The 26,407-nt window shown below is 59.2% G+C and carries 23 protein-coding genes and 1 pseudogene; 16 read left to right on the plus strand and 8 right to left on the minus strand.

What is annotated here, in order from left to right; all coding sequences use genetic code 11:
- The first annotated feature begins 311 nt into the window (after nucleotides 1–311).
- The 8 genes from BSK43_RS34530 (at nucleotide 312) to BSK43_RS34570 (ending at nucleotide 7,373) form a co-directional block, all read left to right on the plus strand.
- Complete coding sequence (locus BSK43_RS34530) at nucleotides 312–1,361, plus strand: alpha/beta hydrolase (protein ID WP_077470299.1); 1,050 nt, start codon at nucleotides 312–314, stop codon at nucleotides 1,359–1,361.
- A gap of 112 nt (nucleotides 1,362–1,473) precedes the next feature.
- On the plus strand, nucleotides 1,474–2,214 hold the full coding sequence (locus BSK43_RS34535; RefSeq protein WP_047554526.1) for a response regulator: 741 nt from the start codon (nucleotides 1,474–1,476) through the stop codon (nucleotides 2,212–2,214).
- A complete protein-coding gene (locus tag BSK43_RS34540; protein WP_077470300.1) occupies nucleotides 2,211–3,545 on the plus strand; it encodes a HAMP domain-containing sensor histidine kinase in 1,335 nt (444 codons plus the stop codon). The genes BSK43_RS34535 and BSK43_RS34540 overlap by 4 nt, the downstream gene beginning before the upstream one ends.
- A 174-nt stretch (nucleotides 3,546–3,719) precedes the next feature.
- The gene (locus tag BSK43_RS34545) at nucleotides 3,720–4,136 is read left to right on the plus strand and encodes an organic hydroperoxide resistance protein (RefSeq protein WP_068395280.1); all 417 of its coding nucleotides are present in this window, start codon (nucleotides 3,720–3,722) and stop codon (nucleotides 4,134–4,136) included.
- A 314-nt stretch (nucleotides 4,137–4,450) separates the two neighbouring features.
- On the plus strand, nucleotides 4,451–5,182 hold the full coding sequence (minC, locus tag BSK43_RS34555; protein ID WP_077470301.1) for a septum site-determining protein MinC: 732 nt from the start codon (nucleotides 4,451–4,453) through the stop codon (nucleotides 5,180–5,182).
- 29 nt (nucleotides 5,183–5,211) lie between these two features.
- Nucleotides 5,212–6,027 carry a septum site-determining protein MinD gene (gene minD, locus BSK43_RS34560; protein WP_068395278.1) on the plus strand — a complete coding sequence of 272 codons (816 nt, stop codon included), beginning with the start codon at nucleotides 5,212–5,214 and terminating at the stop codon, nucleotides 6,025–6,027.
- Complete coding sequence (minE, locus tag BSK43_RS34565) at nucleotides 6,024–6,284, plus strand: cell division topological specificity factor MinE (RefSeq protein WP_068395276.1); 261 nt, start codon at nucleotides 6,024–6,026, stop codon at nucleotides 6,282–6,284. Before minD ends, minE begins: the two co-directional genes overlap by 4 nt.
- A gap of 354 nt (nucleotides 6,285–6,638) precedes the next feature.
- Nucleotides 6,639–7,373, plus strand: a complete 735-nt coding sequence (locus tag BSK43_RS34570; RefSeq protein ID WP_246662779.1) for a polysaccharide deacetylase family protein — start codon at nucleotides 6,639–6,641, stop codon at nucleotides 7,371–7,373.
- Between the two features lie 125 nt (nucleotides 7,374–7,498).
- On the opposite strand, the gene BSK43_RS34575 is transcribed toward BSK43_RS34570, so the two are convergent.
- A complete protein-coding gene (locus tag BSK43_RS34575) occupies nucleotides 7,499–7,870 on the minus strand; it encodes a helix-turn-helix domain-containing protein (RefSeq protein WP_077470302.1) in 372 nt (123 codons plus the stop codon).
- A 148-nt stretch (nucleotides 7,871–8,018) separates the two neighbouring features.
- Between BSK43_RS34575 and BSK43_RS34580 the strand changes: the two genes are divergently transcribed.
- Entirely contained in the window at nucleotides 8,019–8,903 is an 885-nt protein-coding gene (locus BSK43_RS34580) for an alpha/beta hydrolase (RefSeq protein ID WP_246662780.1), read from the plus strand.
- 145 nt (nucleotides 8,904–9,048) lie between these two features.
- Here BSK43_RS34580 and BSK43_RS34585 read toward each other — a convergent pair whose 3' ends face one another.
- Entirely contained in the window at nucleotides 9,049–9,657 is a 609-nt protein-coding gene (locus BSK43_RS34585; RefSeq protein ID WP_077470303.1) for a TetR-like C-terminal domain-containing protein, read from the minus strand.
- A 111-nt stretch (nucleotides 9,658–9,768) separates the two neighbouring features.
- Here BSK43_RS34585 and BSK43_RS34590 point away from each other — a divergent pair, with 111 nt between their 5' ends.
- From BSK43_RS34590 to BSK43_RS34605, 4 genes and pseudogenes are all read left to right on the plus strand, one after another.
- Nucleotides 9,769–10,458, plus strand: a complete 690-nt coding sequence (locus BSK43_RS34590; RefSeq protein ID WP_077470304.1) for a PspA/IM30 family protein — start codon at nucleotides 9,769–9,771, stop codon at nucleotides 10,456–10,458.
- A gap of 37 nt (nucleotides 10,459–10,495) precedes the next feature.
- A complete protein-coding gene (locus BSK43_RS34595) occupies nucleotides 10,496–10,777 on the plus strand; it encodes a YiaA/YiaB family inner membrane protein (protein ID WP_034506376.1) in 282 nt (93 codons plus the stop codon).
- A gap of 90 nt (nucleotides 10,778–10,867) precedes the next feature.
- Nucleotides 10,868–14,263 (plus strand): annotated as a pseudogene (locus BSK43_RS34600) (acyl-[ACP]--phospholipid O-acyltransferase).
- 220 nt (nucleotides 14,264–14,483) lie between these two features.
- Nucleotides 14,484–15,350, plus strand: coding sequence for a methyltransferase domain-containing protein (locus BSK43_RS34605; protein WP_077470305.1), 867 nt, complete (start codon nucleotides 14,484–14,486; stop codon nucleotides 15,348–15,350).
- Between the two features lie 141 nt (nucleotides 15,351–15,491).
- On the opposite strand, the gene BSK43_RS34610 is transcribed toward BSK43_RS34605, so the two are convergent.
- The 3 genes from BSK43_RS34610 to BSK43_RS34620 are packed head-to-tail and all read right to left on the minus strand — an operon-like array spanning nucleotide 15,492 to nucleotide 18,752.
- The gene (locus BSK43_RS34610; protein WP_077470306.1) at nucleotides 15,492–16,505 is read right to left on the minus strand and encodes a HAMP domain-containing sensor histidine kinase; all 1,014 of its coding nucleotides are present in this window, start codon (nucleotides 16,503–16,505) and stop codon (nucleotides 15,492–15,494) included.
- Entirely contained in the window at nucleotides 16,505–17,209 is a 705-nt protein-coding gene (locus tag BSK43_RS34615; protein WP_077470307.1) for a response regulator, read from the minus strand. The genes BSK43_RS34610 and BSK43_RS34615 overlap by 1 nt, the downstream gene beginning before the upstream one ends.
- Before the next feature lie 46 nt (nucleotides 17,210–17,255).
- Nucleotides 17,256–18,752 (minus strand): DUF4173 domain-containing protein, encoded by a 1,497-nt coding sequence (locus BSK43_RS34620; protein ID WP_077470308.1) that lies wholly within the window; start codon nucleotides 18,750–18,752, stop codon nucleotides 17,256–17,258.
- A gap of 440 nt (nucleotides 18,753–19,192) precedes the next feature.
- On the opposite strand from BSK43_RS34620, the gene BSK43_RS34625 reads away from it, so the two are divergent.
- The gene (locus tag BSK43_RS34625; protein WP_077470309.1) at nucleotides 19,193–19,648 is read left to right on the plus strand and encodes a PRC-barrel domain-containing protein; all 456 of its coding nucleotides are present in this window, start codon (nucleotides 19,193–19,195) and stop codon (nucleotides 19,646–19,648) included.
- 123 nt (nucleotides 19,649–19,771) lie between these two features.
- On the opposite strand, the gene BSK43_RS34630 is transcribed toward BSK43_RS34625, so the two are convergent.
- Genes BSK43_RS34630 through BSK43_RS34640 form a run of 3 tightly spaced genes read right to left on the minus strand, consistent with a single transcriptional unit; the run spans nucleotide 19,772 to nucleotide 22,739 of the window.
- Nucleotides 19,772–20,803, minus strand: coding sequence for a histidine kinase dimerization/phosphoacceptor domain -containing protein (locus tag BSK43_RS34630; RefSeq protein WP_077470310.1), 1,032 nt, complete (start codon nucleotides 20,801–20,803; stop codon nucleotides 19,772–19,774).
- Nucleotides 20,803–21,249: a response regulator gene (locus BSK43_RS34635; protein ID WP_077470311.1), complete on the minus strand. Its 447-nt coding sequence runs from the start codon at nucleotides 21,247–21,249 to the stop codon at nucleotides 20,803–20,805. Before BSK43_RS34635 ends, BSK43_RS34630 begins: the two co-directional genes overlap by 1 nt.
- Nucleotides 21,246–22,739: a CHASE3 domain-containing protein gene (locus BSK43_RS34640; protein WP_077470312.1), complete on the minus strand. Its 1,494-nt coding sequence runs from the start codon at nucleotides 22,737–22,739 to the stop codon at nucleotides 21,246–21,248. Before BSK43_RS34640 ends, BSK43_RS34635 begins: the two co-directional genes overlap by 4 nt.
- 584 nt (nucleotides 22,740–23,323) lie before the next feature.
- Here BSK43_RS34640 and BSK43_RS34645 point away from each other — a divergent pair.
- Together BSK43_RS34645 and BSK43_RS34650 are read left to right on the plus strand one after the other, a co-directional pair.
- On the plus strand, nucleotides 23,324–25,126 hold the full coding sequence (locus BSK43_RS34645) for a diguanylate cyclase (RefSeq protein WP_077470313.1): 1,803 nt from the start codon (nucleotides 23,324–23,326) through the stop codon (nucleotides 25,124–25,126).
- Nucleotides 25,127–25,337: 211 nt separating this feature from the next.
- Nucleotides 25,338–26,405: a serine hydrolase gene (locus BSK43_RS34650; protein ID WP_205910690.1), complete on the plus strand. Its 1,068-nt coding sequence runs from the start codon at nucleotides 25,338–25,340 to the stop codon at nucleotides 26,403–26,405.
- The last annotated feature ends 2 nt before the right edge of the window (nucleotides 26,406–26,407 follow it).

Consider the following 26,407-nt stretch of genomic DNA (forward strand, 5'->3'; position numbering starts at 1 on the left):
CCGTGCTCAGCAGTGACGCTATCTGCCGTTGGCGACGTATCTCGAGTGTGTCCGGTTGAAGGGGAGAATGTACCGAAACGTCTGTGTCTTCGGCTTCGATACAGTGCGATACAAACTCAGCGGTGCCGGAGTGATTCTGCAGTGAGGGCAGTAGTTTGCCGCGACTATCCGGTGGAGGAAGCGGATTGTATCAGACTGTATCTGCGCCGCCTGAAGCTACATGGGCATTCAAAACTCGGCCGCCTGCGACACACCGGCGATACATGCGGCTGGCTTTCTTGCCGTCAACATCCATTCCACAGGAGAGACAGATGTCCGAGGAAATCAACCACAATCGCCGCCGCTTTTTCGGCATTGCCGCAATCGCAGTTGCCGCCGCCGAATTCGGCTTGCCGGCCATCGCCGGTGCACAGCAGTCGAAGCCTTCCGTTGCCGTTCCCGCGGTCAAGGCCGGCACACATACATCTTTCGCGGCTCTGAAGCAGATCGATGCGGGCGTGCTCAATATCGGCTATGCCGAGGCCGGCCCGGCGAATGGTCCGGCCGTGTTGCTGCTGCATGGTTGGCCCTACGACATCTATAGCTTCGTCGACGTGGCGCCGCTGCTCGCCGACGCCGGCTATCGCGTCATCGTCCCCTATCTGCGTGGCTATGGCACCACCCGCTTCCTTTCGGCCGATACACCGCGCAACGGCCAGCAGGCTGCTCTTGCTGTCGACATGATCGCGCTTCTCGATGCCTTGAAGATCGAAAAGGCCGTCATTGCCGGTTACGATTGGGGCGCTCGCACCGCCGACATCATGGCGGCCCTTTGGCCCGAACGTTGCAAGGCGCTGGTGTCGGTCAGCGGCTATCTGATCGGCAGCCAGGAGGTCAACCGCAAGCCGCTGCCGCCGAAGGCCGAGCTTGCCTGGTGGTACCAGTTCTATTTCGCCACCGAGCGCGGCCGCCTCGGCTATCAGGAAAACCGGCATGAATTCGCAAAGCTGATCTGGCACACCGCGTCGCCGCAATGGGCTTTTGACGATGCGACCTACGATCGATCGGCTGCGGCTTTCGACAATCCGGATCATGTCGACGTCGTTATCCACAATTACCGCTGGCGCCTTGGGATTGTCGAAGGCGAGGCGAAGTACGATACCTACGAGAAGACGTTGGCAGCAGGGCCAGTGATCTCGATCCCGACCATCACCATGGAAGGCGATGCGAATGGCGCTCCGCATCCGGAACCATCAGCTTACCGCGGCAAGTTTTCCGGCAAGTACGAACATCGCACCATCAGCGGCGGGATCGGCCATAACCTTCCTCAGGAAGCACCGCAGGCGTTTGCGCAGGCCGTGATAGATGTTGATCGTTTCTAGTTCGACGGTAGTGTGCGAGGAAGCGCCGGCTCATGCCGGCGCCCTCTGCTGCCGACGCGACACTGGATGAATATTCGTAGCCTGATGCTTACGATGATGAATGGGAAGTCAAATGGAGCATATCGACCACATCCTGATTGTCGATGACGATCGGGAAATCCGCGAGCTGGTGTCGAGCTATCTGACGAAGAACGGCCTGAGGACGACGACGGCCGCAGACGGTCGCCAGATGCGCAGTTTTCTCGAGGCCAATTCGGTCGATCTGATCGTGCTCGACGTCATGATGCCGGGTGACGACGGCCTTGTGCTTTGTCGCGAGCTTCGCTCCGGAAAGCACAAGGCGACGCCCGTTTTGATGCTGACGGCACGCAGCGACGAGATGGACCGGATTCTCGGCCTCGAAATGGGTGCCGACGATTATCTGCCCAAGCCATTCGCCGCCCGCGAGCTTCTGGCGCGCATCAAGGCGGTGCTGAGACGAACGCGGATGCTGCCGCCCAACCTGCAGATCAGTGAGGCCGGGCAGTTACTCGTCTTCGGCGACTGGCGACTCGATACTGTGGGACGTCACCTTCTCGATCGCGACGGAACGGAAATTGCCTTGAGCGGTGCCGAATACCGCCTGCTGCGCGTTTTCATCGATCACCCGCAGCGGGTGCTCAATCGCGATCAGCTGCTGAACCTCACTCAGGGCCGCGATGCCGATCTGTTCGATCGCTCCATCGACCTGCTCGTTAGCCGTCTCCGCCAGCGTCTGGGCGACGACGCCCGAGAGCCGACCTATATCAAGACGGTTCGCAGCGAAGGCTATGTCTTCTCCGTTCCGGTAGAAATTGCGGAGCTGCGTCCATGAGCACGGCGACCCTGCTGCATCGCGGGCTGTCGTGGCCCAGCACCCTGCGCTCGCGCATATCCATCATCCTGCTGGTCGGGCTTGCGATCGCCTACGGGCTTTCCTTCAGCGTGCTCTACATCGAACGCTACATGTCGGCAAAGGCCGTGATGCTCGGCACGCTGGAGAGCGACGTCGCGACGTCTATCGCGGTGCTCGACCGTCTGCCGGCCGACGAGAGGGCCGGCTTCGTCGATTGGCTCGGTCGCGGCAATTATAGCTTCGAGTTGGGGCCGGGGTTGCCGGGTGTGCCTGATACTTCGGGCCATGGCGCAGAAATTGCCGCCAAGATAGAAGAGGCCGTCGGACATCGCTTTCCCATACGAATGGAATCGATACCTGGCCCAATCTCGCGTCTGCAGGCGCATCTGAATTTGAGTGACGGAAGCCCGTTGACGATCGACGTCACGCCGAAGGGCATCATGCCGATCGCCTCCTGGCTGCCTTATGTCTTCGCGGTGCAGATGCTGGTCATCGTGCTGTGTACGTGGTTTGCCGTTCGTCTGGTGATCCGCCCGCTTGCCGAGCTTGCCGCGGCTGCCGACGCGCTCGATCCCAACAAGAAGGGGCAGGCTTTGAACGATGGGGGGCCGAGCGAGGTCGCTCATGCCGCCAAGGCCTTCAATGCGATGCGGGATCGGATTGCGCACTATCTCGAGGAGCGCGTCCAGATTCTTGCGGCGATTTCCCATGACCTGCAGACGCCGATCACGCGGATGCGCCTGCGCGCAGATATCGCCGACGAATCGCCCGAAAAGACCAAGCTGCTGCAGGATCTCGGCGAGATCGAGCGGCTGGTGCAGGATGGGATCGCCTATGCACGTAGTGCCCACGGCAATGGCGAGAAGAGCTCCCGCATCGATCTTGCCTCCTTCATCGAGAGCATCAGCTACGACTATCAGGACACGGGCAAATCGGTCGAGATTCTCGGCCTTATCCATGGGACGGTGGCGACCAAGCCGCATGCGCTGCGCCGCATCCTCACCAACTTCATCGACAATGCCCTGAAATTCGCAGGCGCGGCGGAAATTGCCGTGGAACGCAGGGATACGGGCGACGTCGTTATAACGGTTCTCGATCGAGGGCCGGGCATTCCGCAGGACCAGATCGAGGCGGTCATGCAGCCTTTCTTCCGGCTGGAGCAATCGCGCAACCGCAATACCGGCGGCACGGGGCTTGGCCTTGCGATCGCTCAGCAACTGGCGCAGACACTCGGCGGCTCCGTCAGGCTCTACAATCGCGATGGCGGCGGCCTGGCGGCCGAAGTCGTCATTGCCGCATCGTCCGCCTGAAGATTTTCAGCGTCTTTGTAAGCAATTGTATCCGGCCTGTAAGCGCATACGCTTCGTAACAAATCCCGCGTTTTGCGAAACATGCCGGATACGTCGATCCATCAAAACCACTCCGTCAACGGACGTCGCCCCAGACGACACAGCAAAGCGGGCGACCCAACAAAGGAGTGTTCCATGACCAAGATCGACAAGGTTCTCTACACCGCCAGAACCCACACCATCGGCGGCCGCGACGGCTCTGCCCGCAGCGATGACAGCCAGCTGGATGTCAAGCTTTCGCCTCCCGGCAGCGCCCATGCCGGCACCAACCCCGAACAGCTTTTCGCAGCCGGCTGGTCGGCCTGCTTCATCGGTGCGATGGGCCTGGCCGCAGGCAAGCGCAAGATCAAGCTGCCGGCCGATCTTTCGGTCGACGCCGAGGTGGATCTCGGAACCACCGAGGGCGCCTATTTCTTGCAGGCACGCCTGACGATCAGCATGCCGGGCATCGAATCGGATCTGGCAAGAACGCTCATCGAAGAAGCGCACCAGACCTGCCCCTATTCGAAGGCGACCCGCGGCAACATCAATGTCGAGCTGAAGCTCGCCTGAGAATCGCTCAAGCATCGATATTGCGCGCCGTACCGGAAGGCGCGGCGCGCGGAATCGTTAATTTTTATTGCATCGAATATCGAGCAAGGCCGGCTGTGCCTTATGCTTGGAGGATCCCATGAGACCTATCATTCTTCTCCTTGCAGGAGCTGCGATTTTCGCTGCTCCATGCGTTTACGACCCCGGTTCCAAGGAGCCTTCGGCGCTTGCGAGCATTGCCGTTTTGTGGGGCGGATCGGGGCTAAATCACGCGGTGCGTTAACCATCTGTTAACCATGCCAAAGGTACACAAGGTCAACGATTTATTCACATAGATGACCAAAGTGCTAACAGACGCTCGCTCGATCCGTATCAAGGGCCGCTCCTTTCTTGCGGTCATGCTTTCGCCCGACCTGCCGCTGGAACAGTGGCTGGTCAGGCTCGACGACCTAGCGGCCCGTTCGGCCGGTTTCTTTCTCGGGCGGCCGGTGGTGCTGGACATCACCGATCTGCCGATCGACAAGGCGCAGCTCAAGGAACTGATATCGGAGCTTTCGGCTCGCAATGTCAGCATCATGGGTATCGAGGGCGGTCGTCCGTCGCTTGCCGGGCCGGGAATGCCGCCAATTCTGAAGGGTGGACGCCCAGCTGCCGATTTCGAGGTGAACGAAGCCGAGCCGGTGGTCGAACTGCGCAACAGCGAAGTCAAGCCGGCACCGGTCGAGGTTCGCCCGGTCACCCAGTCGCTGATCATCCGCGAGCCGGTGCGCTCCGGCCAGTCAGTGATCTTTCCCGAGGGTGACGTCACCGTCATCGGGTCGGTGGCGTCCGGTGCGGAAGTCATCGCAGGAGGGTCCATTCATATCTATGGCGCACTGCGGGGCAGGGCCATGGCCGGATCCATCGGCAATGCCTCGGCGCGGATCTTTTGCCGCAAGCTCGAGGCCGAGCTGCTGGCGATCGATGGCATCTACAAGATGGCGGAAGACGTCAGTCCCGGCCTTCGCGGACAATCCGTCCAGCTCTGGCTGGATGGCGAGACGATCATGGCAGAAAAACTAATCTGAGCCGAAGCCGGCCAAAACAGGAGAGCGAGATGGGCAAGGTAATCGTCGTCACATCAGGCAAGGGCGGAGTTGGCAAGACGACGTCGACTGCCGCATTGGGGGCGGCTCTGGCACAGAGAAACGAGAAGGTCGTCGTCGTCGATTTCGACGTCGGGCTGCGCAATCTCGATCTGGTCATGGGCGCGGAACGTCGGGTGGTCTACGATCTGGTCAACGTCATTCATGGCGATGCCAAGCTGCCGCAGGCGCTGATCCGCGACAAGCGGCTGGAGACGCTCTTCCTGCTGCCGGCTTCGCAGACGCGTGACAAGGACAATCTGACGCCCGAAGGTGTCGAGCGCGTCATCAACGAGCTCAAGAACTATTTCGACTGGGTCATCTGCGACAGCCCGGCAGGCATCGAGCGCGGCGCTACGCTTGCGATGCGTCATGCCGACGTCGCCGTCGTCGTCACCAATCCGGAGGTGTCCTCGGTGCGCGATTCCGATCGCATCATCGGCCTGCTGGATTCCAAGACGCTGAAGGCCGAGCGCGGCGAGCGCATGGAAAAGCACCTGCTGCTCACCCGCTACGATGCCGCTCGCGCCGAACGCGGCGACATGCTGAAGGTCGACGACGTGCTGGAGATCCTCTCCATTCCCCTGCTCGGGATCATTCCGGAAAGCATGGACGTGCTTCGCGCTTCCAATATCGGTTCGCCGGTCACCCTCGCGGATGTTCGCAGCGCACCTGCTCTCGCCTATTTCGAAGCCGCACGCCGCCTTGCCGGCGAGCAGCTGCCGATCACCATCCCCGGCGAAAAGCGGGGCATCTTCGGCAAGATCTTCGCAAGGAGGGCCGCATGAATATCTTTGGACTGTTCCGCAAGCAGCAATCTGCACCCATGGCACGTGAGCGTCTGCAGATTCTCCTCGCCCATGAGCGTGCCTCGGTCGATTCGGATCTCGTATCCATCCTGCGTGAGGAAATCCTGGCCGTCATCGCCAAGCACGTACAGGTCGATCGCGACAAGGTGCAGGTGAAGATGGATCGCGACGAGAATGTCTCCATGCTGGAGATCGACGTCGAGATTCCCAGAGACGCAGCACTTCAGGCCGCTTGATAGGGGCCTGATACCGCCGCTACGTCGAGACAAGAGCAAAGGATTCTCTTTTCTGAGGGATCCTTTGCATTTCTTTGATCTTTGCTCTTGCAAAGAGTGCGATTCGCTATTATCTGCACGCCATCACCTGTAACGATGGCCTGCCGTGCTGACATTTCCGTGTCGAGCTGGCGTTCGCTGTCCGGGTTAAAGCAAGGGCGCTCCCCAGAAATGGGTCGAGCGCCCTTTGCGTTTGTCGGTGGCATCGAGGCGCTTTTCTTGTCCGAAGCGATGTGCCAGTTTGCTTTGATCATGCGGGAGGCGGCAGGCTTGGGCGGGTTGAATTGTCTCAGGAGAGCGTTGTTTGGATGGCTCTTGGCGGGCGTTGTAATTGCGGCAAGCGCTTTCGAAGCATCGGCTGCGGACAAGACGATCTATCTGACATTCGATGACGGTCCTCTGCCGGGAACGCAAAACGTTCTTTCGGTGTTGGGCCAGGAGAATGTTCCGGCGGCCATGTTCATGGTCGGCCTGCATGTCGAAACCATCCCCGCAGGTCGCGATCTGCTGGCGCAAGCCAAGTCGATGCCGCTGGTGACGGTCGGCAATCACAGCTACAGCCATGCCAACAATCGCTACAGGCGGTTTTATTCCAACACTCAGGCAGTCGTCGCCGATATGCTGCACGCCAACCAGGTGCTTGGCCTCACGCCGATGGTGAACGCGCGCCTGCCGGGCAGGGACGTCTTTCGCCTTCCGACGGTGTCGAGGGAGGATCTGTCGATCAACGTTGCCCAATGGGAGCGCGAGTGGCTGGATTATGAGCTCGTCGCCGAGGCCGGCTTCTATCTTTATGGCTGGGACTTCGAATGGGTGCACAGCGACGATGGCAAGCCGGTCCAATCGGTGGATCGTTTGGTCAACGAAATCGACCACCTCTTCCAGTACGGCCGTTTCACCCAGCGCGGAAAGATGATCCTGCTCATGCATGATCAGATGTTCCAGGATCAGTTCAACGGCCGTGACAACTTGCAGTCCCTCATTCGCAAGCTGAAGGAGCGCGGCTATGCCTTCGGCGATATCAAGAACTATGCACCCTCGAACCCGTGAACACTCTTGCATCTTCAGTTTCGGGTCTGTGATCCCTGGCACATAGCGCGAAACCGCTGCACGTCTTTGTGTGGCAGGGCGAAGGCTCAGCACAGAAGCGGTCGTCGTTTTCGAATATGCTTGCCTTACATATTCGCGCGAGCGTCATAGCTTTCCTGTGCCTTTTCGATGTGCTGCAGGTGGTTGATCGCCCACTCGTAGACGGCGCCGAACGGGGCCTGAAGCGTCCGGCCAAGATCGGTGATCGAATACTCCACCGCGACCGGTGAGGTCGCCAGCACTCTGCGCGAGATCAGCCCATTTCTTTCAAGCCGTCGCAATGCCTGGGTCAGCGCCTTGTGCGTGATGCCTTCCAGCCTACGCATGAACTCATTGAAACGGGTCGGCTTTTCCTCAAGGACGGTCAGTATCATGACGGACCATTTGTTCGCGACCTGATCGAAAAACGAGCGCGCCGCACAGTCCGCGAAGAAGACGTTGTCCACCTTTCCGGGCATCTGGATATCCTCCGGTATATCTACGCACTTTAAGGTGCGTAATTGATCGTAGATTTACAACGTATATCTAGAAGTCACCGAGCAATCAATGCCGGGCCGCCGAGCGGGAAGCTGGCGGACATGCCAGAGATTTCAAAGGAGACTATCAGTGGCAGAGAGCAATTTCGACCTATCGCGGCGCGGTCTGATGACCATCCTTGGAATGACGGTGGCGGCCGCCACCGCAGGCCCCAATCCTGTCCTCGCTGCGCCGGCGCGCGCCGCCAAGCTTTTCTACACGGTTTCCGGAAAGGGCCGGAACGTAATGCTGCTGCATGGCTGGACGTGTGATTCCCACGACTGGAGTTGGCAATTGCCCGCCCTCGAAAGCCGCTACCGGGTGGTTGCCGTCGATCTGCGCGGCCATGGCCGGTCCGAGGTCATGCCATCCGGTAGCTACATGCCTGGCGACTATGTTCGGGACATTGAAGCCCTGATTGAAAGGAAATTCCAGGGTGAGAAATTTATACTGATAGGGCATTCCATGGGTGGGCAGGTCGCTGCGCGCCTTGCGGCGAAGCGGCCGGATCTTGTCGACGCGGTCGTGTCCGTCGATGGTTCTCTCGGCTTTGCGGACAGCGTTGGGCCGGTCTTCAAGAAAACCGTCGATGGTCTCAAGACCCAGAATCCTGGCGTGGTTGGTCCGGCCCTGTTCGAAAGCGTCTACGATCCTTCAACCGATCCGGCACTCAAGCGCTGGCATGCAAGACGACTTCAGGGAATGCCGGAGCATCCTGTTCGGGAATCCTTCGGACCGCTATTCTTCGGATCTGACCAGGTCGGTCTTGGCAGCAATAGCGAAACCTTCTGCAAGACGATCACAGTTCCCTTCTATCATCTCTGCCGTGACGAGAGCCAGGCCGCACGGATGCGCACATGGTTCTCGAACGGGAAGTCCAAGGTCGACGTCTGGACGAACGCCGGGCATTGGATCATGCAGGACCGCAGGGACGATGTGAACTCGGCGATCGTGTCCTGGGTGGGGTCGCTATGAGCGACGGAGGCCTGAGTGCTCCCTATTGACGTTCCAAGCTGATGCAAGGGGCCGACGACGACGTCGAGGCAGTCAGCAAGCCGCTCGTTGAAACGGCAGCCTGAGCGGCACCATATGACTGGGCTCGTTTCCTTTCCAACAGGCACTAGCCCTGTCTCGCCGCAGCCCCTGCCGCGACCGTCAGGATGAAATCGTCGAGCTCCTGTTCCAGGTTTTCGATTGGCAGGCCGACAAACCGCCCCTCGATGCTGATGCTGACAACGCCATGCACGGCGCCGAACAGCGTTCTCGCGCGGATCGCGCGTGCCGTCTCCGACATGTTCGGTTGCAGCTCGGCCAGTGGCTCGGCAATGACGCCCATCAGGAACATATGCTCCTCCAGATGCCATTCGGGGCTCGGGCGGTCATTCGGCGGTCGATGATCGAAAAGCGCCTTCCATAGATTGCGATGGGTGACAGCAAACAGCAGATAACCGCGTGCAAGGTTACGCAGCCGGTCGGTCGGCGTGCGGTTCTTGACCTCGGCCAGCGCCAGGGAGGATTCCAGTGTTTTCAAAGTCGCCGAATTGACGTGGATGATCAATTCGTCGAGGTCGGCAAAGACGGTATAGAGGCCGCCAAGCGCACAGCCGACATCCTGCGTGACATCCCGCGCACGCAGGTTTGCCAGGCCGTCGGCGGCGATGCGATTGCGCGCCGCCTCGATCAGCCGCAGCTTTAGATCCTCGCGCTTTTCCTGCGTGTTTTTCGCCATCGATCATTCCAATTCATTTTTTTGAACGTTGTTCAAAATTTATCTTGAACAACGTTCACGGTTCTGGCATATCTCTCTTCGTGAACAACGTTCATAAACGGGAGACGACAAATGTTCAATGTAATTCTGACGCTCATCCGCGGCCGGGCTCATGATGCGGAGCAGGCGTTCATCGATCGCAATGCCGTGCCGCTGCTTGCGCAGCAGATCCGCGATGCGGCGAGCGCCATTCAGTCGGCGCGGCGGGCGGTGGCAATCGCAGTCGCGCAGAACGAGCAGGAAAAGAGCCAGCATGCGGTGATTGCCGGTCGCATCGCCGATCTGGAAACCCGGGCCGTTGCAGCGCTTCAGAAGGGCAGTGAAGAGCTTGCCCGGCAGGCGGCCGAGACGATCGCCCAGCTCGAAGCCGAGCGCGATGCCTCGGAGAAGGCGCAGGCGCAATTCACCCAGACGATCGACAAGCTCAAGGCAACCGTTCGCGCATCCGAAGCACGCCTGCAGGAATTGCAGCGTGGCGAGCGGCTGGCGCGCGCCACCGAACAGACGCAGAAGCTGAGCGCCGCCTGTGAAGATAATTCAGGCCTGGCGACCCTGGACGATGCAGAGGAAACGCTGGCGCGCCTTCGTGCCTATCAGGATCGTTGCCAGATTGCCGCTTCGGCCATGAAGGAAATGGACGCGGCGAGCCGGCAGACGGTCATCATCGAAAAGCTTGCCAATGCCGGCTTCGGCGCACCGCTTGGCCCATCGGCCGACGACGTGCTTGCCCGCCTGCGCAGCCGCATGAATTCAGCAGCCTGAAACCGAACACACCGAACATATGAGAGAGGGTACGATCATGAACGACAGCTTCCAGAAACATTCCCAGGCTTGGGTCAGCTTTTCCTATGTCTCCTTCGCCGCAGCCGCCTTTATGCTCTTCGTCGGTCTCTACATGATGCCGATCGATCTTTGGGGCAAAGGCTATCTCGCCATGGGCATCCTGATGCTGGTACAAACCACGGTCAACGTGACCAAGACGGTTCGCGACAACTCCGAGGCCGACAAGCTGATCCGCAAGGTCGAGGACGCCCGCACCGAGAAGCTGCTCGTTAAGTTCAATCGTGACGGTCAGGACTAACTTTTATTAACGACGCTACAGAGTTGTGTTCGCGCTCAACCTTTGCGTAACCACTCTGTGGCGTCTTGTTCACTGAACGAGGGGAACGTCATGCAAACCCATTTGATGAGATCGAGGAAATTCGCGCCGCTGTTCTGGACGCAGTTCCTCACCGCTTTTAACGATAATTTTCTCAAGCAGACTTTGATTTTCGTCATTCTCGCGCAGATGGCCGCTCAGGGCGCCGCGCTGGTGACGCTGGCCGGCGGCATTTTTATCGTCCCGTTCCTGCTGCTTTCGGCAGTTGCCGGCGAACTCGCCGACAAATACGACAAGGCCAAGATGGCCGAGCTTCTGAAGCGCTGCGAGCTCATTGTCGCAGGCATCTCGGTCGTCGGTATCGGCTTCTCGTCCATCTGGATCCTGATGCTCGCCCTTTTCGGCTTCGGCGTCATCTCCTCGCTGTTCGGGCCGATCAAATACGGCATCCTGCCGGACCATCTTGAAAGCAGGGATCTTCCCAAGGCGAATGCCTGGATCGAGGGTGGCACCTTCATCGCCATTCTGACAGGCACGATGATCGCCGCCGTCGCTTTCCGCGAGGGCGAGAATGTCTGGATCTTCGGACCGATGATGATGGGGCTTTCCATCCTTTGCTGGTTCTCCGCCCGCATGATACCCTCGACCGGCTCCAAGGCTCCCGATCTTGTCGTCGATAAGAATGTCGTTCGTTCCAGCTATCGGCTGGTCAACGAACTCCGCGCCGACAGCCGCATCTGGCGTGCGTCGCTGATGAATTGCTGGTTCTGGTTCGTCGGCGCCTTCATCATGTCGATGCTGCCGATCATGGTCACCGACATTCTCGGCGGTTCGGAAATCGTCGTGCCCGCCTATCTGGCGATCTTCGCGATCTCCGTCGCCATCGGCTCGGCCATCGCCGGCTGGATGGCCGCCGGCCGCATCGTGCTTCTGCCGGCACCGATCGGCATGCTGATCGTCGCGCTATTTGGTCTGGATCTGGCCTGGAACCTCTGGGGCCTACAGTCGATCTCGCATGCCGAATCCATTCTCGCCTTCTTCGAGGGACCGAAGACCATCTCGTCGCGATCGATCTCGCCGGCATGGCCATCGGCGGCGCCTTCCTCGCCGTCCCGACCTTTGCCGCCATGCAGAGCTGGGCAAACGAAGACCGGCGTGCCCGCGTCATCGGCGCGGCAAACGTGCTGTCGGCTCTCTTCATCGCAGTCGGTCTGGCGCTGGTGGCGGTGCTGCAGGCCATCGGCTTGTCGATCCCGGTCATCATTCTGAGCATCTCCGTGCTGAATGTCGCAGTTGCCTGGTTGATGCTGGAGACGTTGCCGACCAACGCCTTTCGCGATCTCATCTCCATCATTTTCCGCGCCTTCATGCGGCTGGAAGTAGAGGGCCTGGAAAACATCCGAAAGGCCGGCCCGGCGCCGATCATTGCGCTCAACCACGTCAGCCTGCTCGACGGCGCTCTGGCGCTGGCCATCACCGAGGAAGAGCCGGTCTTCGCCATCGACTACGCCTTTGCCAAGAAGTGGTGGGTGCGTCCGTTGTTGAAGCGCTGCAAGTTCCTGCCGCTCGATCCGACGAAGCCGATGGCAACGCGTTCGCTGATCAAGGTCATCCAGGACGGCAGCCCGGTCGGCATCTTCCCCGAGGGACGCCTGACGGTCACCGGCACGCTGATGAAGGTCTATGACGGCGCTGCCATGGTTGCCGACAAGACCGGCGCCATGATCGTGCCTGTTCGTATCGACGGCCTGGAAAAGAGCTACGCCTCGTACCTGACGTCGAGCCATGTCCGCCGCCGTCTCTTCCCCAAGGTCAAGGTGACAATCCTTGAGCCGGTGAAGCTGGATGTTTCTCCTGAGCTGAAGGGCCGCAAGCGGCGCATCGCAGCTGGTGCAGCACTCTATCAGATCATGTCGTCGCTGATGTTCCGCACGGCAGATACCGACAACACCGTGCTTGGGCGTGTCATCGAAAGCGCCCACGAATACGGCGGCAAGAAGCTCGCCGTGGAAGATCCGCTTTCCGGCAAGCTCTCCTATGCCAAGCTACTCACCGGTGCGGCGGTGCTGGGCGCGAAATTCAAGAAGATGTTCCCGGCTGACAAGACCCTCGGTGTCATGCTGCCGAACGCCAACGGCACGGCGGCGACCGTCCTCGGCGTCATGTCTGCGGGCAAGGTGCCGGCCATGCTGAATTTCACGGCCGGTGCTGCGAATATCCTGTCCGCCTGCAAGACCGCCGAGGTCAAACATGTCTTGTGCTCGCGCGCCTTCGTCACGCAGGCCAAGCTTGGCCCCGTTGTCGAAGAGCTTGAAAAGCAGGTCAAGTTCGTCTGGCTGGATGAGCTGCGCACGCAGATCACCCTGGTTGACAAGATCTTTGGCCTCCTCCGCAAATATCGACCGCTGGTCAAGCGCAAGGCCGACGATACGGCGGTGATCCTCTTCACCTCTGGTTCGGAAGGTGCGCCGAAGGGCGTGGTGCTTACGCATCGCAACATCCTGTCGAACGCCGCCCAGGCCGCCTCGCGCATCGATTTCCATCCGGGCGACAAGGTGTTCAACATCCTGCCGATGTTCCACTCCTTCGGCCTGACCGCCGGCACGATCCTGCCACTGGTCTCGGGCGTGCCGATCTTCCTCTATCCGTCGCCGCTGCACTATCGCATCGTGCCGGAGCTGATCTACGTCTCGAACGCGACCATCGTTTTCGGCACGGATACGTTCCTGAACGGCTATGCCCGCAGCGCTCACCCCTACGATCTGAGATCGATCCGCTACATCTTCTCGCCGGCGCGAACCGGTGAAGGCCTCGACCCGCGAGGTCTATATGGAGAAGTTCGGTCTGCGCATCCTTGAGGGCTATGGCGTGACCGAGGCCGCTCCTGTGATCTCTTTGAATACGCCGATGTACAACCGCTCCGGAACGGTCGGCAAGATCATGCCGGGCATGGAATGGAAGCTCGAGCCGGTTGCCGGCATCGATGAGGGTGGACGTCTTCTGATCCGTGGCGCCAATGTGATGGCCGGCTACCTGCGCGCCGACAATCCGGGCGTTCTCGAGCCGCTACCGGACGGCTGGCACGATACCGGCGATATCGTCACCATCGATGAGGATGGTTTCGTGAAGATCCGCGGCCGCGCCAAGCGCTTTGCCAAGATCGGCGGTGAAATGATCTCGCTTGCGGCAATCGAGACGCTCGCCGCCCAGCTCTGGCCCGGCGCGCTCAGCGTGGTTTCCTCCGTGCCCGATGCCAAGAAGGGCGAACGCATCGTTCTGCTCACCGATCAGCCGAATGCCACCCGAAGCGACTTCCTAGCCTTTGCCAAGGCGAAGGGTGCAACCGAGATGATGGTCCCGGCCGAAGTCACAGTCGGCAAGGTGCCTGTCCTCGGCTCCGGCAAGATCGATTTCGTCACGGCGCGAGCCATGGCGCTGGAAGGTGTCTCGGAGTCGCAAGCGGCCTAGGGCTTCATGACTGCATATATCGGGGGCGATGGGTCGAACCATCGCCCCTAACTGAAATGTGGAATCCAAGCATGTATCAATGCCGAGTCCACCTGCGGCACGCCAGTTTTAGGCGGTTTATCCTGCTAGCAATATCTTCCTGAAGCATTCTGCCCACTATACTGTGGCAGAATGCTCGTTTTCGCGACGGGAAAACTATTCATTAGAGCTGGTTCTGCTGATGACACCAAACGACTTGAAGATCGTGCGCCGAGCTTATGCGAAGCAGATCATGGCGGCTGTTAGAATTGTCGATGAGCGCATTGAAGCGGCTTTCGCCGAAGTGCCGCGAGAAGATTTCCTTGGTCCCGGTCCCTGGCCGATCTTCCGAATGCGGAAAGCCTATGTTCCAACCCCGACCGCCGATCCGGTCTACCTTTACACGGATGACATCGTTGGCATCGTCCCGGAGCGCCACATCAACAACGGGCAGCCGTCACTTCATGGCTTCCTGCTTTCGCAAGCTGCGCCTCGAGTAGGTGAGCATATCGTGCATGTTGGGGCTGGTACCGGCTATTATTCTGCGATCATGGCGAACCTCGTTGCCACCTCTGGCAAGGTGACGGCGATCGAGTTCGAGCCGGAGCTTGCTGCGCGGGCGAAAACAAATCTTACTCCCTATCGGAACGTTTCCGCGGTTGAGGGGGATGGCAGCTCCGTGGCTTTCGATGTAGCCGATGTGATCTATGTGAACGCTGGAGCAACGCGACCGGCAGATATCTGGCTGGACCGGCTCAATGATGGCGGAAGGCTGGTCCTTCCGCTTACGACCGATCTTGGATTCACCAGCAGTAATTGGAGCAACATGCATCTTCGAGGAGCGGTATTCCTGGTGACGCGCAAGGGTGACGAATTCCACGCGCAATGGATTTCGCCAGTGGCTATCTTCCCTTGCGAAGGAATGCGCGACGCGGAATCGGAAAGGGCGCTTGCGGCAGCATTCGAGAGCGGCGAGCACAAGAGGGTGACTCGGCTATACCGCGGTGATGAGCCGCCGACTGAGCAATGTTGGCTTCGCGGTCTAGGCTGGTGCCTAGCCTATGCTTAGACTGATTTTCTGAGAAGTTTGGTCGCAAAAACAAGGTGCAAAAGTCAGATTCTCGCGACAGATATTTACGGCAGGAACTATTCCAGATTTGGGTTGGGAGGATCAACCCACAGCCCCTTTTTTATAAAGGCCGTTCGTGCGTTACGAGACATGCGGCAGAATGATCTGAAACGTCGTGCCGTCCGTGTTGCTGTCGGACAGCTCGATGGTCCCGCCATGTGAAGCGATCATCGCCCTGACGATGCCGAGGCCCATGCCGGTGCCACCTTGTTCGCGGCGTGTCGAAAAGAAGGGCTCGAAGATGCGCTCTCGATTGCTTTCGGCAATGCCGGAGCCGTTGTCGCGGATCTGAATGGTGGTCTTACGCCCATCCGTCGTGATGTTGATCCTGAGCGCGGTCGCGCCGTTTTGAAAGGCATTTTCCGCAAGGTTGGCAAAGACGATGCCGGCGACTTCGCCGGGCAGTGCGATGTTCGCGTCGGTGCCGTCGTCCCCGATGATGGTCAACTGGCGGAGGCTTGCTGCCAAATGCCCGATGATATCATTCATGTTGCTGAGGCCCTGCTCGGACGGGAGTTCGGCCTTCGCCAGATCCCGCAGGCGCGACAGCAGCATATCCAGGCGTTCGGTATCCGCGATGATATTGGCGAGGAAGTGATTGCGCTGCGCGAGACTCATCGGATTGTCGTCTTCATCGTCGCGCAGAAGCTCGGCCGCGCCCTTGATCGAGGTGAGGGGCGATTTCAGCTCGTGCGAGACATACGCTGCGAAGGAACGGACATAGTCGGAATGATCGACCAGCTTGCCGGCAAGATCGAGGAAGCTCTGCGAGAGGGTTGCAACCTCGCGCGTGCCGTAGCTGTCGAGCGGCCGGATCGCAGCTCTTTCGCCACGCGCGATTTCGTCGGTTCGGGCGATCAGGGCATTGATCGGAACGGTCAAGGTACGGGTCAGTACGTAGGCGACCACGAGCGTGAGGATCAGGACGACGGCCAGGGTAGCGATTTCTGCCGGCGCAATCGCGCCGGATGCGACCCGCACCGCGCGAAACCAGATGACGGTCAGCACGGGTAGCGTCATCACGGTCAGCAGCACCGCATAGACGATGAGGTAGAGCGGCGGTCGCCACTTCGGCCTCACCCGGGGAGTACGCATCACGCGTCTCCTTCCATGACGGATGTCAGCTTGAAGCCGATGCCATGGACCGTGGCGATAATGCCCTTGCCGCCGGCGGCAGAAAGCTTGGCGCGGATATTGCGAATATGGCTGTCTATGGTGCGGTCGGCAACCTGCATATCCGCCCCGTAGGCTGCCTCCATGAGCTGATCGCGGTTGAAAACGATCTCCGGACGCGACAGCAGCGTATCGAGGATGGCGAATTCGAGCGCAGTCAAAATCAGCGGCGCATCGGCGAAGGTGGCGGTCCGGCCGCCGCGATTGAGGCGCAGCAGGCCGGCGGATATGGAATCTTCCTTGATGTCCGGTCCGGCGCCATGCCCGGCTCGTTTCAGGATGGTCTTGACCCGGGCCACCAGTTCACGCGGGCTGAAGGGTTTGGTGACGTAATCGTCGCCGCCGATCTCGAGGCCGAGGATCCGGTCTATTTCTTCATCGCGTGCCGAGAGAAACAGGATCGGCAGATTGGATGTCTTGCGGATCCGTCGGCAGACTTCCAGCCCATCCATCTCGGGCATGCCGACATCGAGCACGATCAGGTCGAGACCGCCCCGGTGAAAGGCCATCATGGCCTCTGTGCCGTTGCGGGCTGTCGTCGTCGCCATGCCGGCGCGGTCAAGCGCGAAGCAGATCACGTCGCGGATGTTAGGTTCGTCGTCGACCACGAGGATGCGCTTGATCATGCCGTGCCCATTTGAGTTGTACCGCCTGTTTTTCTTCGTTTCAGCCTCATCTTGCAAGGGTGGGATGATCGTAAAGGTAACGATCGAGGCGGGCGGCGCGGAAAGTCCAGCTTCTCCAGTCGCTCGGTCCCTCCCACTCGGCCAAGGCAAGCTCGCTGCGGACCTTGCCGGCGAAAGCGATCCGTTCCATTGCCTCTGCAGGCAGAGCGACCATGAAGGCATCGAGTGCCGGGATGGCGGGTGGCCCCAGTGTCCGAAGATAGTAGATGTCGAGTGGCATGCCTTGGCCAGAGACTTCCCGGCTATGGGCAACATTGAAGCGGGCGATGAAGGCGGGAATGTCGATAAGGGCGGTGGCGTAAAGCGTCATGACCAGCGTCGTCATGCTGAGGGCCACCAGCCATTCGTTGGAGCGCCGCAACAGGATGCGCAGCAGGATGAGAAAGAGACCCATGGCGACGAGACCCATCCAGATACCGGCCGCGACCCTTAGTTCCGTCAGCGAATAGGATTCGACATAGAGATCGAGCCTGAGGATGGAGGAGAGGCAGAGCAGGATGTTTTGCCCGATCCACAGATGCACGAGGCCGCGAATAAGCGCGCTCTTGTCACCCGGTCCGCCACGGCGCATGGCGGCGAGCACGAAGGCGGCGGCAAGTAGCGCCGTTACCATCAGCGGATAGGCGCCACGATGGGCGTATTCGGCGTGGCTCATGCCATCAGGCAGATTCACGCCGCCCCAGAGATAGGTGAGATCGAGTAGCGTCTGCACGGCAAACAGTGCATTGAAGACGACCAGCGAGCGCAGCAGCGCCGCATGCCCGAAGAATTCACTCTCAAATCTTGTGGCATCGATGATCTGCTCGCGGCGGCGCCAGGTGAGGCGTCTGAGGCGCGGGCGAAGCATCACGGACATGAAGGTGGCGACGATGAGCCAGAAGGCAATGCGCCAGGGGTCCAGGAATTGCAGCAGATAGGTGAGATCGACGCTGCGCAGCACTTTGTCGATCAGTGGATTGGCCATCGCGAAGAGGGTAATAAAACCGGCTGCGAAGGTAAGCGGCATGATCCAACCGCGAAGATGATGCCAGAGTTTCTCCGGTGTTTGCACCCGAGCATGCCAGATCCGGCCGTAGGCAGCTCTGCGAAATGGCCGCACGGGCAGATCCAGCAAAAAGCGAAGCAGAACGACTGGAAGGCGGCTCCAATGCCGTGGGAAGAGTCCGGTCGTGGCAAGCGAGACGCATGTGATGCCGAGCAGGCTGAGGGTGATGCCCATCCATGACGTGGTCTCAAGAAGCGGTGCCGACAGGACGATGCAAAGAGCCAGAAGCCCGATGATCCTTGAAGGAGACAATGGTCTCCTGGAGCATATCAACAGGCCGATGGCGATGGCATTGATCAGGAGGAGAAGATTGAGGCCCGGCTCCCTATTGAAGATGAGGACATCGGCAAGGGCGACGAGGGCGATCAGGACAAGGAGTTTGCGGTTGGAATATTTGGCGGGACTGGTCGGCACGGCGGGCATGTCAGAGGCGCTCATGGATATCGGCTCTCTCATCTCGTTCGTCGATTGTGAAGGGTATGATCGTTGCGCCTCGAGCGGGCGGATCTGCTTGGGTGCGATGACGATCCACCAGCCACCAGCCTTCCTTGAGAAGGCTGTAAGGCAGGCAAACGGGTGGGGTTCTGGGTTTGCTGGGTGTCTTGTTCATAGCGCGACAATGGCGCGCGCCTTTGCAGAATCTGTGCAGTGCCCGAGCAGCTATTCAGGAAAATTGCGCGCCGGCGATGGCCGAAACCCTATAGCCTGTGGTTGCATGCCGCAAAGCGAGGCTTTCTTTCGCCAATGATGGGTGTTCCGAACGGTGTGAATGTCTTGTTCAAGGAAATAAGGCTGGAACCTTTTGAAGTATAATCCGTTTTTGAAGTGCGCGGTCGATTTTGATTGCGTCGCCGAGAATTATAATCAGGAGTATATTCATGAAGTTTGCGTTCATTTCCGCAACCACAGCGCTAATCGTTGCCGCCGGTATTGCAGGTGCCGCCCAGGCGCAGCAGAGTGCAGCCACCGGCGCGGATGCCATCCTGACGGGACCGGGCATCACCATGGGAACGGCCGCAACCATGCCTTTGAAGTATGTCGAGATTCGCAATACCGATCTTGTGGCCTCGAAACTCATCGGCACCAAGATCTACAACAAGCAGAATGAATCCATCGGCTCGGTTTCCGATGTCGTGATCGGCGATGGCAAATCGGTTATTGGCGTCGTCGCCAGTGTCGGCGGCTTTCTTGGCATTGGAGAGAGCTATGTGGTGATAGACCCTGCGTCCATTGCCTTGTCGAATGAAAACGGCAGCTGGAAGGCCTATGTCGACACCACCAAGGACGATCTTTCGAAGGCTCCGAAACTCGATTACTCGAAAATCATGAAGTAGGCCTCAGGGATGCCGCCGCAGTTTGCGGCGCATATGATCCTCAAATAGGCTGAATGAATATATTGGGCGGTCGCAGGGCCGCCCGATTCTATTGTGCAGGCGTGGCCTCGATTGATGTCAAGCTCAGACGCTTTGACGGCTCCAGCTCGTTGTCACATGCGTCCCGTTCGAGACATCGTAGTCGACCTGTCCTTCCAGTCGGGTTGCCATCGCATTGATGAGCTTGCGTCCGAGCCCGGTTCCTTGGGCGCGGCCGGATAGGTCAAAGCCGATGCCGTCATCGCGTATGCTCAGGCTAGCCCGTGCCGCCTCGGCCTTGAGTGTAATCCAGATGTGGCCCGACCTGCCTGGAAACGCATATTTGATCGCATTCGTCACGAGTTCGGTTGCGATGACGCCGAGCGACACGGCGTTGTTGGGCGTCACGAACATCGCATCGAGTTCCATGATCACATCGATGTTCTGATCTTTGCTGCGCGTCGTGCTCAAAAGCTCATTGATCAGCGAGCGCAGATAGGCATCGAATTCGACCTCGCCATCGTTCTCCGATGTATAGAGGCTGCGATGGACGCCGGCGATGGCGGAGATACGGCTCTGGGTTTCCAGCAGCGCCGCTTTTGCGTCTTCGGTGCTGACGGTCTGCATCTGCATGCGGATCATCGCTGAGACAAGCGCCAGGCTGTTTGCTATGCGATGGTTCATTTCGGCAAGCAGAAGCTCGGCGCGCTCCTTGGCGAGCAGCAGTTGCCGGTCTGCGGCTTCCTTTGCCCGGCGCAGTCGATGATTCTCCACCGCCTGATCCAGCGTGCTGATAAGAAGCGGAAAGAAGTCGTCGGCCGACGATTTCATGACGTAGTCGGTGGCGCCGTTGCGCAGCGCCGTGATCGCAATCTGCGCATCGCTGGAGCCCGTCACGTAGAGGATGGGAACCGTCAGCGCCTTTTCACCGATCGTCTCGAGGAAATGAAGGCCGGTGCTGTCCTGCAGATAATGATCCAGCACAACGGCATCGAACTCCTCCTGTTCAAATGACACGAGGCCGGCGGCGACCGAAGGTGCATGATGCACCTGATACCCATGCCGCGACAAAATGCGCTCCGCCAATCGGGCAAGAGCAGGGTCATCATCTACATAGAGGATTTTCGCGTTTGCCATTAGGAAGCCGAAGGTACCTGGATGACGGAGAAGAACATTCCGAGATTTCGGATCGCGTTCGCAAAGCCGTCATAGTCCACAGGCTTGGTGATGTAGACGTTGGCGCCGAGATCATAGCATTTCTGGATCTCGCGTTCATCATCGGTGGTCGTCAGGACCACGACCGGCAGACACTTGGTGTGTTCGTTCCCCTTGATCTGTTCGAGGATATCGATGCCGGACATGTCGGGAAGATTGAGATCGAGAAGAATGAGGAGATGTCGGTCTTTATTGACGAGACCGTCGCGCTCTTCGCCGAGGATAAAATCGAGCGCTTTCTTGCCGAGCGTGAACGGAATGATCTCGTTGTGGACGCCGGCGCGACGCACGTTCTTTTCAATCAGCCTTGCATGACCTTCGTCGTCCTCGATCATGACGATCGTGACTTCCTGACCTGTCGCTCTCATGCCGATATGCTCCTTGTAATTTTTGTGAGATCCGACGGAAGCACCAGCCTGAAAATGCTACCTGTTCCCAAATCCGATTCGACGGTGATATCACCGCCAAGGTTTCTGATAAGCGAACGAACATAGGCAAGACCTATCCCTTCGCCGGACTGATCCTGGTCGCCCGCTCGTCGAAACAGCTCGAACACACGCTCCTGATCCTGCTTGGCGATGCCGCGGCCATTGTCGCGGACGTCGATCCTCACCCTGTCCCGTCCCTCGCGATAGGCGTTCACCCGCAACTCGAGGGGGCGGCCTTTCATCTGATATTTAACGGCATTGTCGAAGAGGTTGCCGACGATCTGCTCGAGCGAGAAGCGATCTGTAATCAGATTGCCTACGCCAACCGAGATTTCGGCTTTGCCGCCGGCATCCACGATCTGATGATGGACACTCGCTGCAGTCGCATCGAGCAGGCTTTTCAAGTCGATCTGTTCCGGCTGCAACTTGCGCCGCCCGTCACGGGAAATTTTCAATATCGCGTTGATCAGCGAATCCATTTTCTGTGTCGACGAACGGATGAAGCTGACGGCTTCGGGCAAATCCTCCTCGACGGCCAGGCGTGCCTCGCGAATATCGTTTTCATCCGGTTTGCTTTTTTCGGTAAGCACATAGGCGCGCAGCGATTTCATCGAGTTTTCCAACTCGCTCAGGAAGCCCATGATGTTGACCAGCGGCGCGCGCAGATCGTGCGTGACGATATAGGCGAAGCGTTGAATCTCCTGGTTGGCGCGTATCAGGTCCTGTGTTCGCTCGTTCACGCGTTCTTCCAGCCCCGTGTTGAGGCGCAGCACCGCTTCCCGCGCCCGGGAAAGGTCGCGTATGTGCTGGAAGATGATGGCAATCGCGCCGGCAAGCACGATGACGATCGCAAGGGCGCCGCAGATCGTAACCCAGCGAAGGTTCCCGGCGGCGGACAATTGGTCGGAGACGATCGTGCGCAAGCGATCGTCGATTGTGGCCAGGAAGCCGCCGAGTATGCTCCTGATATTATGCATGTAGAGTTCGCCCGTGTTGGTTTTCACCAACGCGACGGCGTCAGGCATGTCTCCTTGCTGGGCATAATCAATGGCGGTCTTCAACTCGGCCATCTTGAGATCGATGGCTTGATCGAGGCCCTTTAGTTTGCCTGCATAGTCAGGATCGGCGGAAGCAGCTTCCATCAATCTGGTGCGGCGGGCGGGAAGTTCGGCGACGGCTTTGTTGTAGGGCGCAAGATACGAGGCATCGGTCGTCAGCAGGTAACCGCGTTGCCCGGTCTCCGCATCCTGGATCGTGCTCAGCAAATCCGCCCCGAAGCTGCGTAACCTGCGCAGTTCGGTGGTGCGGGATGAGTAATCGCTATTGAGCTGCACCAGCCATAGGGATGAGCCGACGATGACGACAAGGACAGCGATCCCGAAGATCAAGGCCAACAGCGTCGACCGCAAGAAATGCATATTCGATTTCATGTATATCCATCCGCGCGGTGGGACGCGGTGTTTTGTATCGCGACAAATGGCTAAAGGAAAGCACAACATCGTGGGAGCGTATTGCAAGTTTTTGGTTGCGATCCCACGCGCTCATGAGACGTCAATTATTGTCCCGGTTCAAGCTGGTCGTCTGGTCGTAATGCTAAGCAAACCAACGCAGATTTAGCTGCAGAAGAATTTTATAATAATTGCAGCTGCCGGGCAGGTGTCCCGAAACGGGGCAGTTACTTGTGGAACTTAAGCTTATGTTTTCCAGCTTCCAGTCGGCCTATGGATTGCCGATCTGAAAATCGATTTGGTGGCCGTGCTGTCGTACGCACCCCTGACGACAGCCGGGAGTCCCGGGGTCGGCCCCTCAGTCGGGACCGGGATTCTCGTCAGTGGAGGTAGCGCCAACCTCCCTTACCTTGCAGGGGGCAGGCAGATTCATGCGACATGGCGCCGGAAACATCATTCCCCGTGGTTCACTAGCGCTTTATCCTGATAGACAGATGTCATAACTGAGGGATCGGCGAGACAGACACTTCAGACACGCATGAACGAGACGCAGAGGAAGCCGGCATATGAGAATTACGACAATTACGAATTGGGCCTACGGGATCACCGTGGTTCTGACCGTGCTGTCTGCCGCAGCTTTCATTCTGTCGGCCCGAAGCGCCACCCAGGAAAGGCAGGCGGTGGAGCAGCACCTGCTGTTGAACAGCATGGGCGAGGAGCTTGCCTTGGGGGCAGAGGAGACGACGGATGAAGCGCGTCTCTATGTCATGCGCGGCGATGCCAGGCACCTCGATGCCTTCACCGTCGATGAGGGTGAAGAGCGTCGCCGCGATACCGCGATCAATGCGCTGCGCAACCTTGGCATCCCGGATGGTGAACTTCAGATCGTCGAGCAGGTGGCCACCAATGCGGAGGCGCTCGACAAGGTCGAGGAGACGGCCGTTGCAAGCTATACCGGCGGCAATCAGGCGGGTGCCCGCGAGACACTGTTCGGTCCGGAGCACGAGCGTACTCAAACGGCGCTGCTCAACGCCGTCACCCAGTTTCGGTCTCTAGCCTCCGCGCGCACCGAGGCCGCTGTGCGCAGCGCGCAGGCACGCAGCGATCTCTGGGCTGATGTCGCCAAGGTGATGCTTGCTTTGACCGCCGCGATATTTCTTGCGGTCCTCTACTTCATCCTGCGGCGGAGGGTCGCTCTGCCGCTCGTGCGCATGACGGGGATCGTCAATCGGCTGGCAAACCAGGATTACACCGTCGAAGTTCCCAACGATCGCCGGGGAGACGAGATCGGCGAGATGAACGATGCCATACAGGTCTTCCGCGAGAACGGTCTGGAGCGCAACCGGCTGGATGCGGAGCGCAAGCGGGATCTGCAGACCAAGGATCTCATCTTGCAGATGATGCATCGCCTCCAGGCCTGCTACGCCCAGAATGAGCTGGCTGAGGTTGTAGCCCTCTTCGTGCCGCAGATCTTTCCTGGCATTGCCGGCTGCCTCTATACAATGAACGAGAGCAGATCGGCGCTGTCCGAGGTCAGCCGATGGCTCGATCCGGCGCACACAGAGCCGTCTTTCCCGGCCTCGGCCTGCTGGGGGCTGCGTCGCGGACGACCGCATGTCAGCCATGTCGCAGACAATGATATTTCGTGCCAGCATCTGGATGAATCAGGCGTTCCGGGGCTCTGCGTTCCCTTGACCGCGCTCGGCGAGGCGATCGGACTGCTCTATTTCGAAGATCGCACGAAAGATGCGACCGCCGTGGATGCGCCGCAGCTTTACCTCGAGCTGATCGCCGAAAATATCGGCCTTGCCATCGCCAATCTGCAGTTGCGGGACAAACTGACCAGCCTCGCGGTGCGTGATGCACTGACCGGTCTGTTCAACCGTCGTTCCCTCGACGAGGCTCTGAACACGCTCCACCGCGACCAGTCCGCCCGTACCGTCGTCTGCATGATGATCGACATCGACCACTTCAAGCGCTTCAACGACGAGTTCGGTCACGATGCCGGCGACGAAGTGCTGCGCCATGTCGCGCAGATCGTCTCCGATACGGTCGGCGGTGCCGGCACGGCCTACAGGTTCGGCGGGGAGGAACTAACGGTGATTGCGACCGATATTGCCGATGAGGAGGGCTTCCGGCTGGCGGAGAAACTCCGCACCGGCGTGTTCACCACGCCCTTCTCCTATCGTGGCCGTATCGTCGGGCCGCTTTCCATCTCGGTCGGCGTAGCCTCCTCTCCGATTTCCGGGCCGACGACGACCTTGATCAACCGTGCCGACGGCGCTCTGCTGAAGGCGAAGCTGAGCGGGCGCAACCAGACTGTCGCAGCCTTTGCGATGGGAGCACAAGAGGCGCTGAAAAGAGGCTAGCCCATCGCATTCGCTACGGGCTGCTCTATTTCAAGCCACGAGGGTATTGGCAAAACCCTGGGTTTCATTCAGCATGCGAAACAGCGTTGCCGTGCTTCGGCCCGAAGCGCTGCAGGCGTCAAATATCGTTGTTCTCGATGGCGCATAAATGTGCCTCGAAAGGCGCATCGGTCGGTTGCGCTGGTAATTGCGAAATGGGAGTGGAGATTTCGTGACTACATCTCACACAGCAACATCCCTAGGCGGTACGGCTTCCCAGGCATTGGGTCTTGATCCGGAAGTTGGGCGCAAGCTTCTGGCCGGGATTGAAGCCGGCCTGCTGCGGGACCTGCATGTCGTACTTGCCGCTCGCTCGGAGCATGTGTTCCTGGAATATTATACGACTGGTCGCGATGAAAACTGGGGTGCGGCGCTCGGCGATGTCCCATTCGACGCGGAGACGCTTCACGATCTTCGCTCGGTCACCAAGAGTGTCGTCAGTCTTCTCTATGGCATCGCACTGGACAAGGGGTTGGTGCCGCCGCCCGAGGCGTCGCTTTTCGCGCAATTTCCCGAATATGCCGATCTCGGTGCTGATGGCGATCGATCCAGGATCACCATTGAACATGCACTCACGATGACGCTTGGAATGGAGTGGGACGAGGACCGTCCCTATGCCGATCCCCTGAACAGCGAAATCGCCATGGAAATGGCGGAGGATCGTTATCGTTTCGTCCTTGAACGTCCGATCATTGCCGAGCCTGGGACGCGCTGGATCTACTCCGGCGGCAGCGTCGCGCTTGTGGGGGCAATCATCGAGCGAGGCAGCGGCAAATCCCTACCCGATTTCGCTCGGGAAGCCTTGTTCGAGCCGCTTGATATCGCGACATTTCATTGGTCTACCGGACATGACGGCGTGGCTTCCGCAGCGTCGGGGCTGCGTTTGACTGCCCCTGATCTGCTGAAGATCGGCATGCTCGTTCTGCAGAAGGGCATATGGCGCGGCCAAAGGATCATTTCCGAAGACTGGATCACACAGTCGCTGACACCGGCGATTCCAACTGGAGATGGTCTGGGCTATGGCAGGCTCTGGTTTTGCGGCGATGCGCCGGCCCCGGCATTTCCCGACGCACGGCCATGGTATGCCGGTTTTGGAAACGGCGGACAAAGGCTTTGGCTGATGCCCGATGCGGACATCGCCGTCGTCATCTATTCCGGCAAATACAATGAATGGGACGCCTGGGTTGCGCCCAACCGGATCTGGCGCGAGATCATTCTCGCCAATTTTCGGGAGGTTTGAAG

The sequence above is a fragment of the Rhizobium sp. P44RR-XXIV genome (assembly GCF_001999485.2).
Taxonomy (GTDB): domain Bacteria; phylum Pseudomonadota; class Alphaproteobacteria; order Rhizobiales; family Rhizobiaceae; genus Rhizobium.

Bases quoted from the DNA above. Each gene is read 5' to 3' on its own strand.
- BSK43_RS34615 (WP_077470307.1), bottom strand. From the start codon at position 17,209: ATGATCAAGCGCATCCTCGTGGTCGACGACGAACCTAACATCCGCGAC.
- BSK43_RS34530 (WP_077470299.1), top strand. From the start codon at position 312: ATGTCCGAGGAAATCAACCACAATCGCCGCCGCTTTTTCGGCATTGCC.
- minC (WP_077470301.1), top strand. From the start codon at position 4,451: ATGACCAAAGTGCTAACAGACGCTCGCTCGATCCGTATCAAGGGCCGC.
- BSK43_RS34630 (WP_077470310.1), bottom strand. From the start codon at position 20,803: ATGGCAAACGCGAAAATCCTCTATGTAGATGATGACCCTGCTCTTGCC.
- BSK43_RS34645 (WP_077470313.1), top strand. From the start codon at position 23,324: ATGAGAATTACGACAATTACGAATTGGGCCTACGGGATCACCGTGGTT.
- BSK43_RS34595 (WP_034506376.1), top strand. From the start codon at position 10,496: ATGAACGACAGCTTCCAGAAACATTCCCAGGCTTGGGTCAGCTTTTCC.
- BSK43_RS34545 (WP_068395280.1), top strand. From the start codon at position 3,720: ATGACCAAGATCGACAAGGTTCTCTACACCGCCAGAACCCACACCATC.
- minE (WP_068395276.1), top strand. From the start codon at position 6,024: ATGAATATCTTTGGACTGTTCCGCAAGCAGCAATCTGCACCCATGGCA.
- BSK43_RS34625 (WP_077470309.1), top strand. From the start codon at position 19,193: ATGAAGTTTGCGTTCATTTCCGCAACCACAGCGCTAATCGTTGCCGCC.
- BSK43_RS34535 (WP_047554526.1), top strand. From the start codon at position 1,474: ATGGAGCATATCGACCACATCCTGATTGTCGATGACGATCGGGAAATC.
- BSK43_RS34585 (WP_077470303.1), bottom strand. From the start codon at position 9,657: ATGGCGAAAAACACGCAGGAAAAGCGCGAGGATCTAAAGCTGCGGCTG.
- BSK43_RS34620 (WP_077470308.1), bottom strand. From the start codon at position 18,752: ATGAGCGCCTCTGACATGCCCGCCGTGCCGACCAGTCCCGCCAAATAT.
- BSK43_RS34610 (WP_077470306.1), bottom strand. From the start codon at position 16,505: ATGCGTACTCCCCGGGTGAGGCCGAAGTGGCGACCGCCGCTCTACCTC.
- BSK43_RS34540 (WP_077470300.1), top strand. From the start codon at position 2,211: ATGAGCACGGCGACCCTGCTGCATCGCGGGCTGTCGTGGCCCAGCACC.
- BSK43_RS34590 (WP_077470304.1), top strand. From the start codon at position 9,769: ATGTTCAATGTAATTCTGACGCTCATCCGCGGCCGGGCTCATGATGCG.
- BSK43_RS34575 (WP_077470302.1), bottom strand. From the start codon at position 7,870: ATGCCCGGAAAGGTGGACAACGTCTTCTTCGCGGACTGTGCGGCGCGC.
- BSK43_RS34635 (WP_077470311.1), bottom strand. From the start codon at position 21,249: ATGAGAGCGACAGGTCAGGAAGTCACGATCGTCATGATCGAGGACGAC.
- BSK43_RS34640 (WP_077470312.1), bottom strand. From the start codon at position 22,739: ATGAAATCGAATATGCATTTCTTGCGGTCGACGCTGTTGGCCTTGATC.
- minD (WP_068395278.1), top strand. From the start codon at position 5,212: ATGGGCAAGGTAATCGTCGTCACATCAGGCAAGGGCGGAGTTGGCAAG.
- BSK43_RS34605 (WP_077470305.1), top strand. From the start codon at position 14,484: ATGACACCAAACGACTTGAAGATCGTGCGCCGAGCTTATGCGAAGCAG.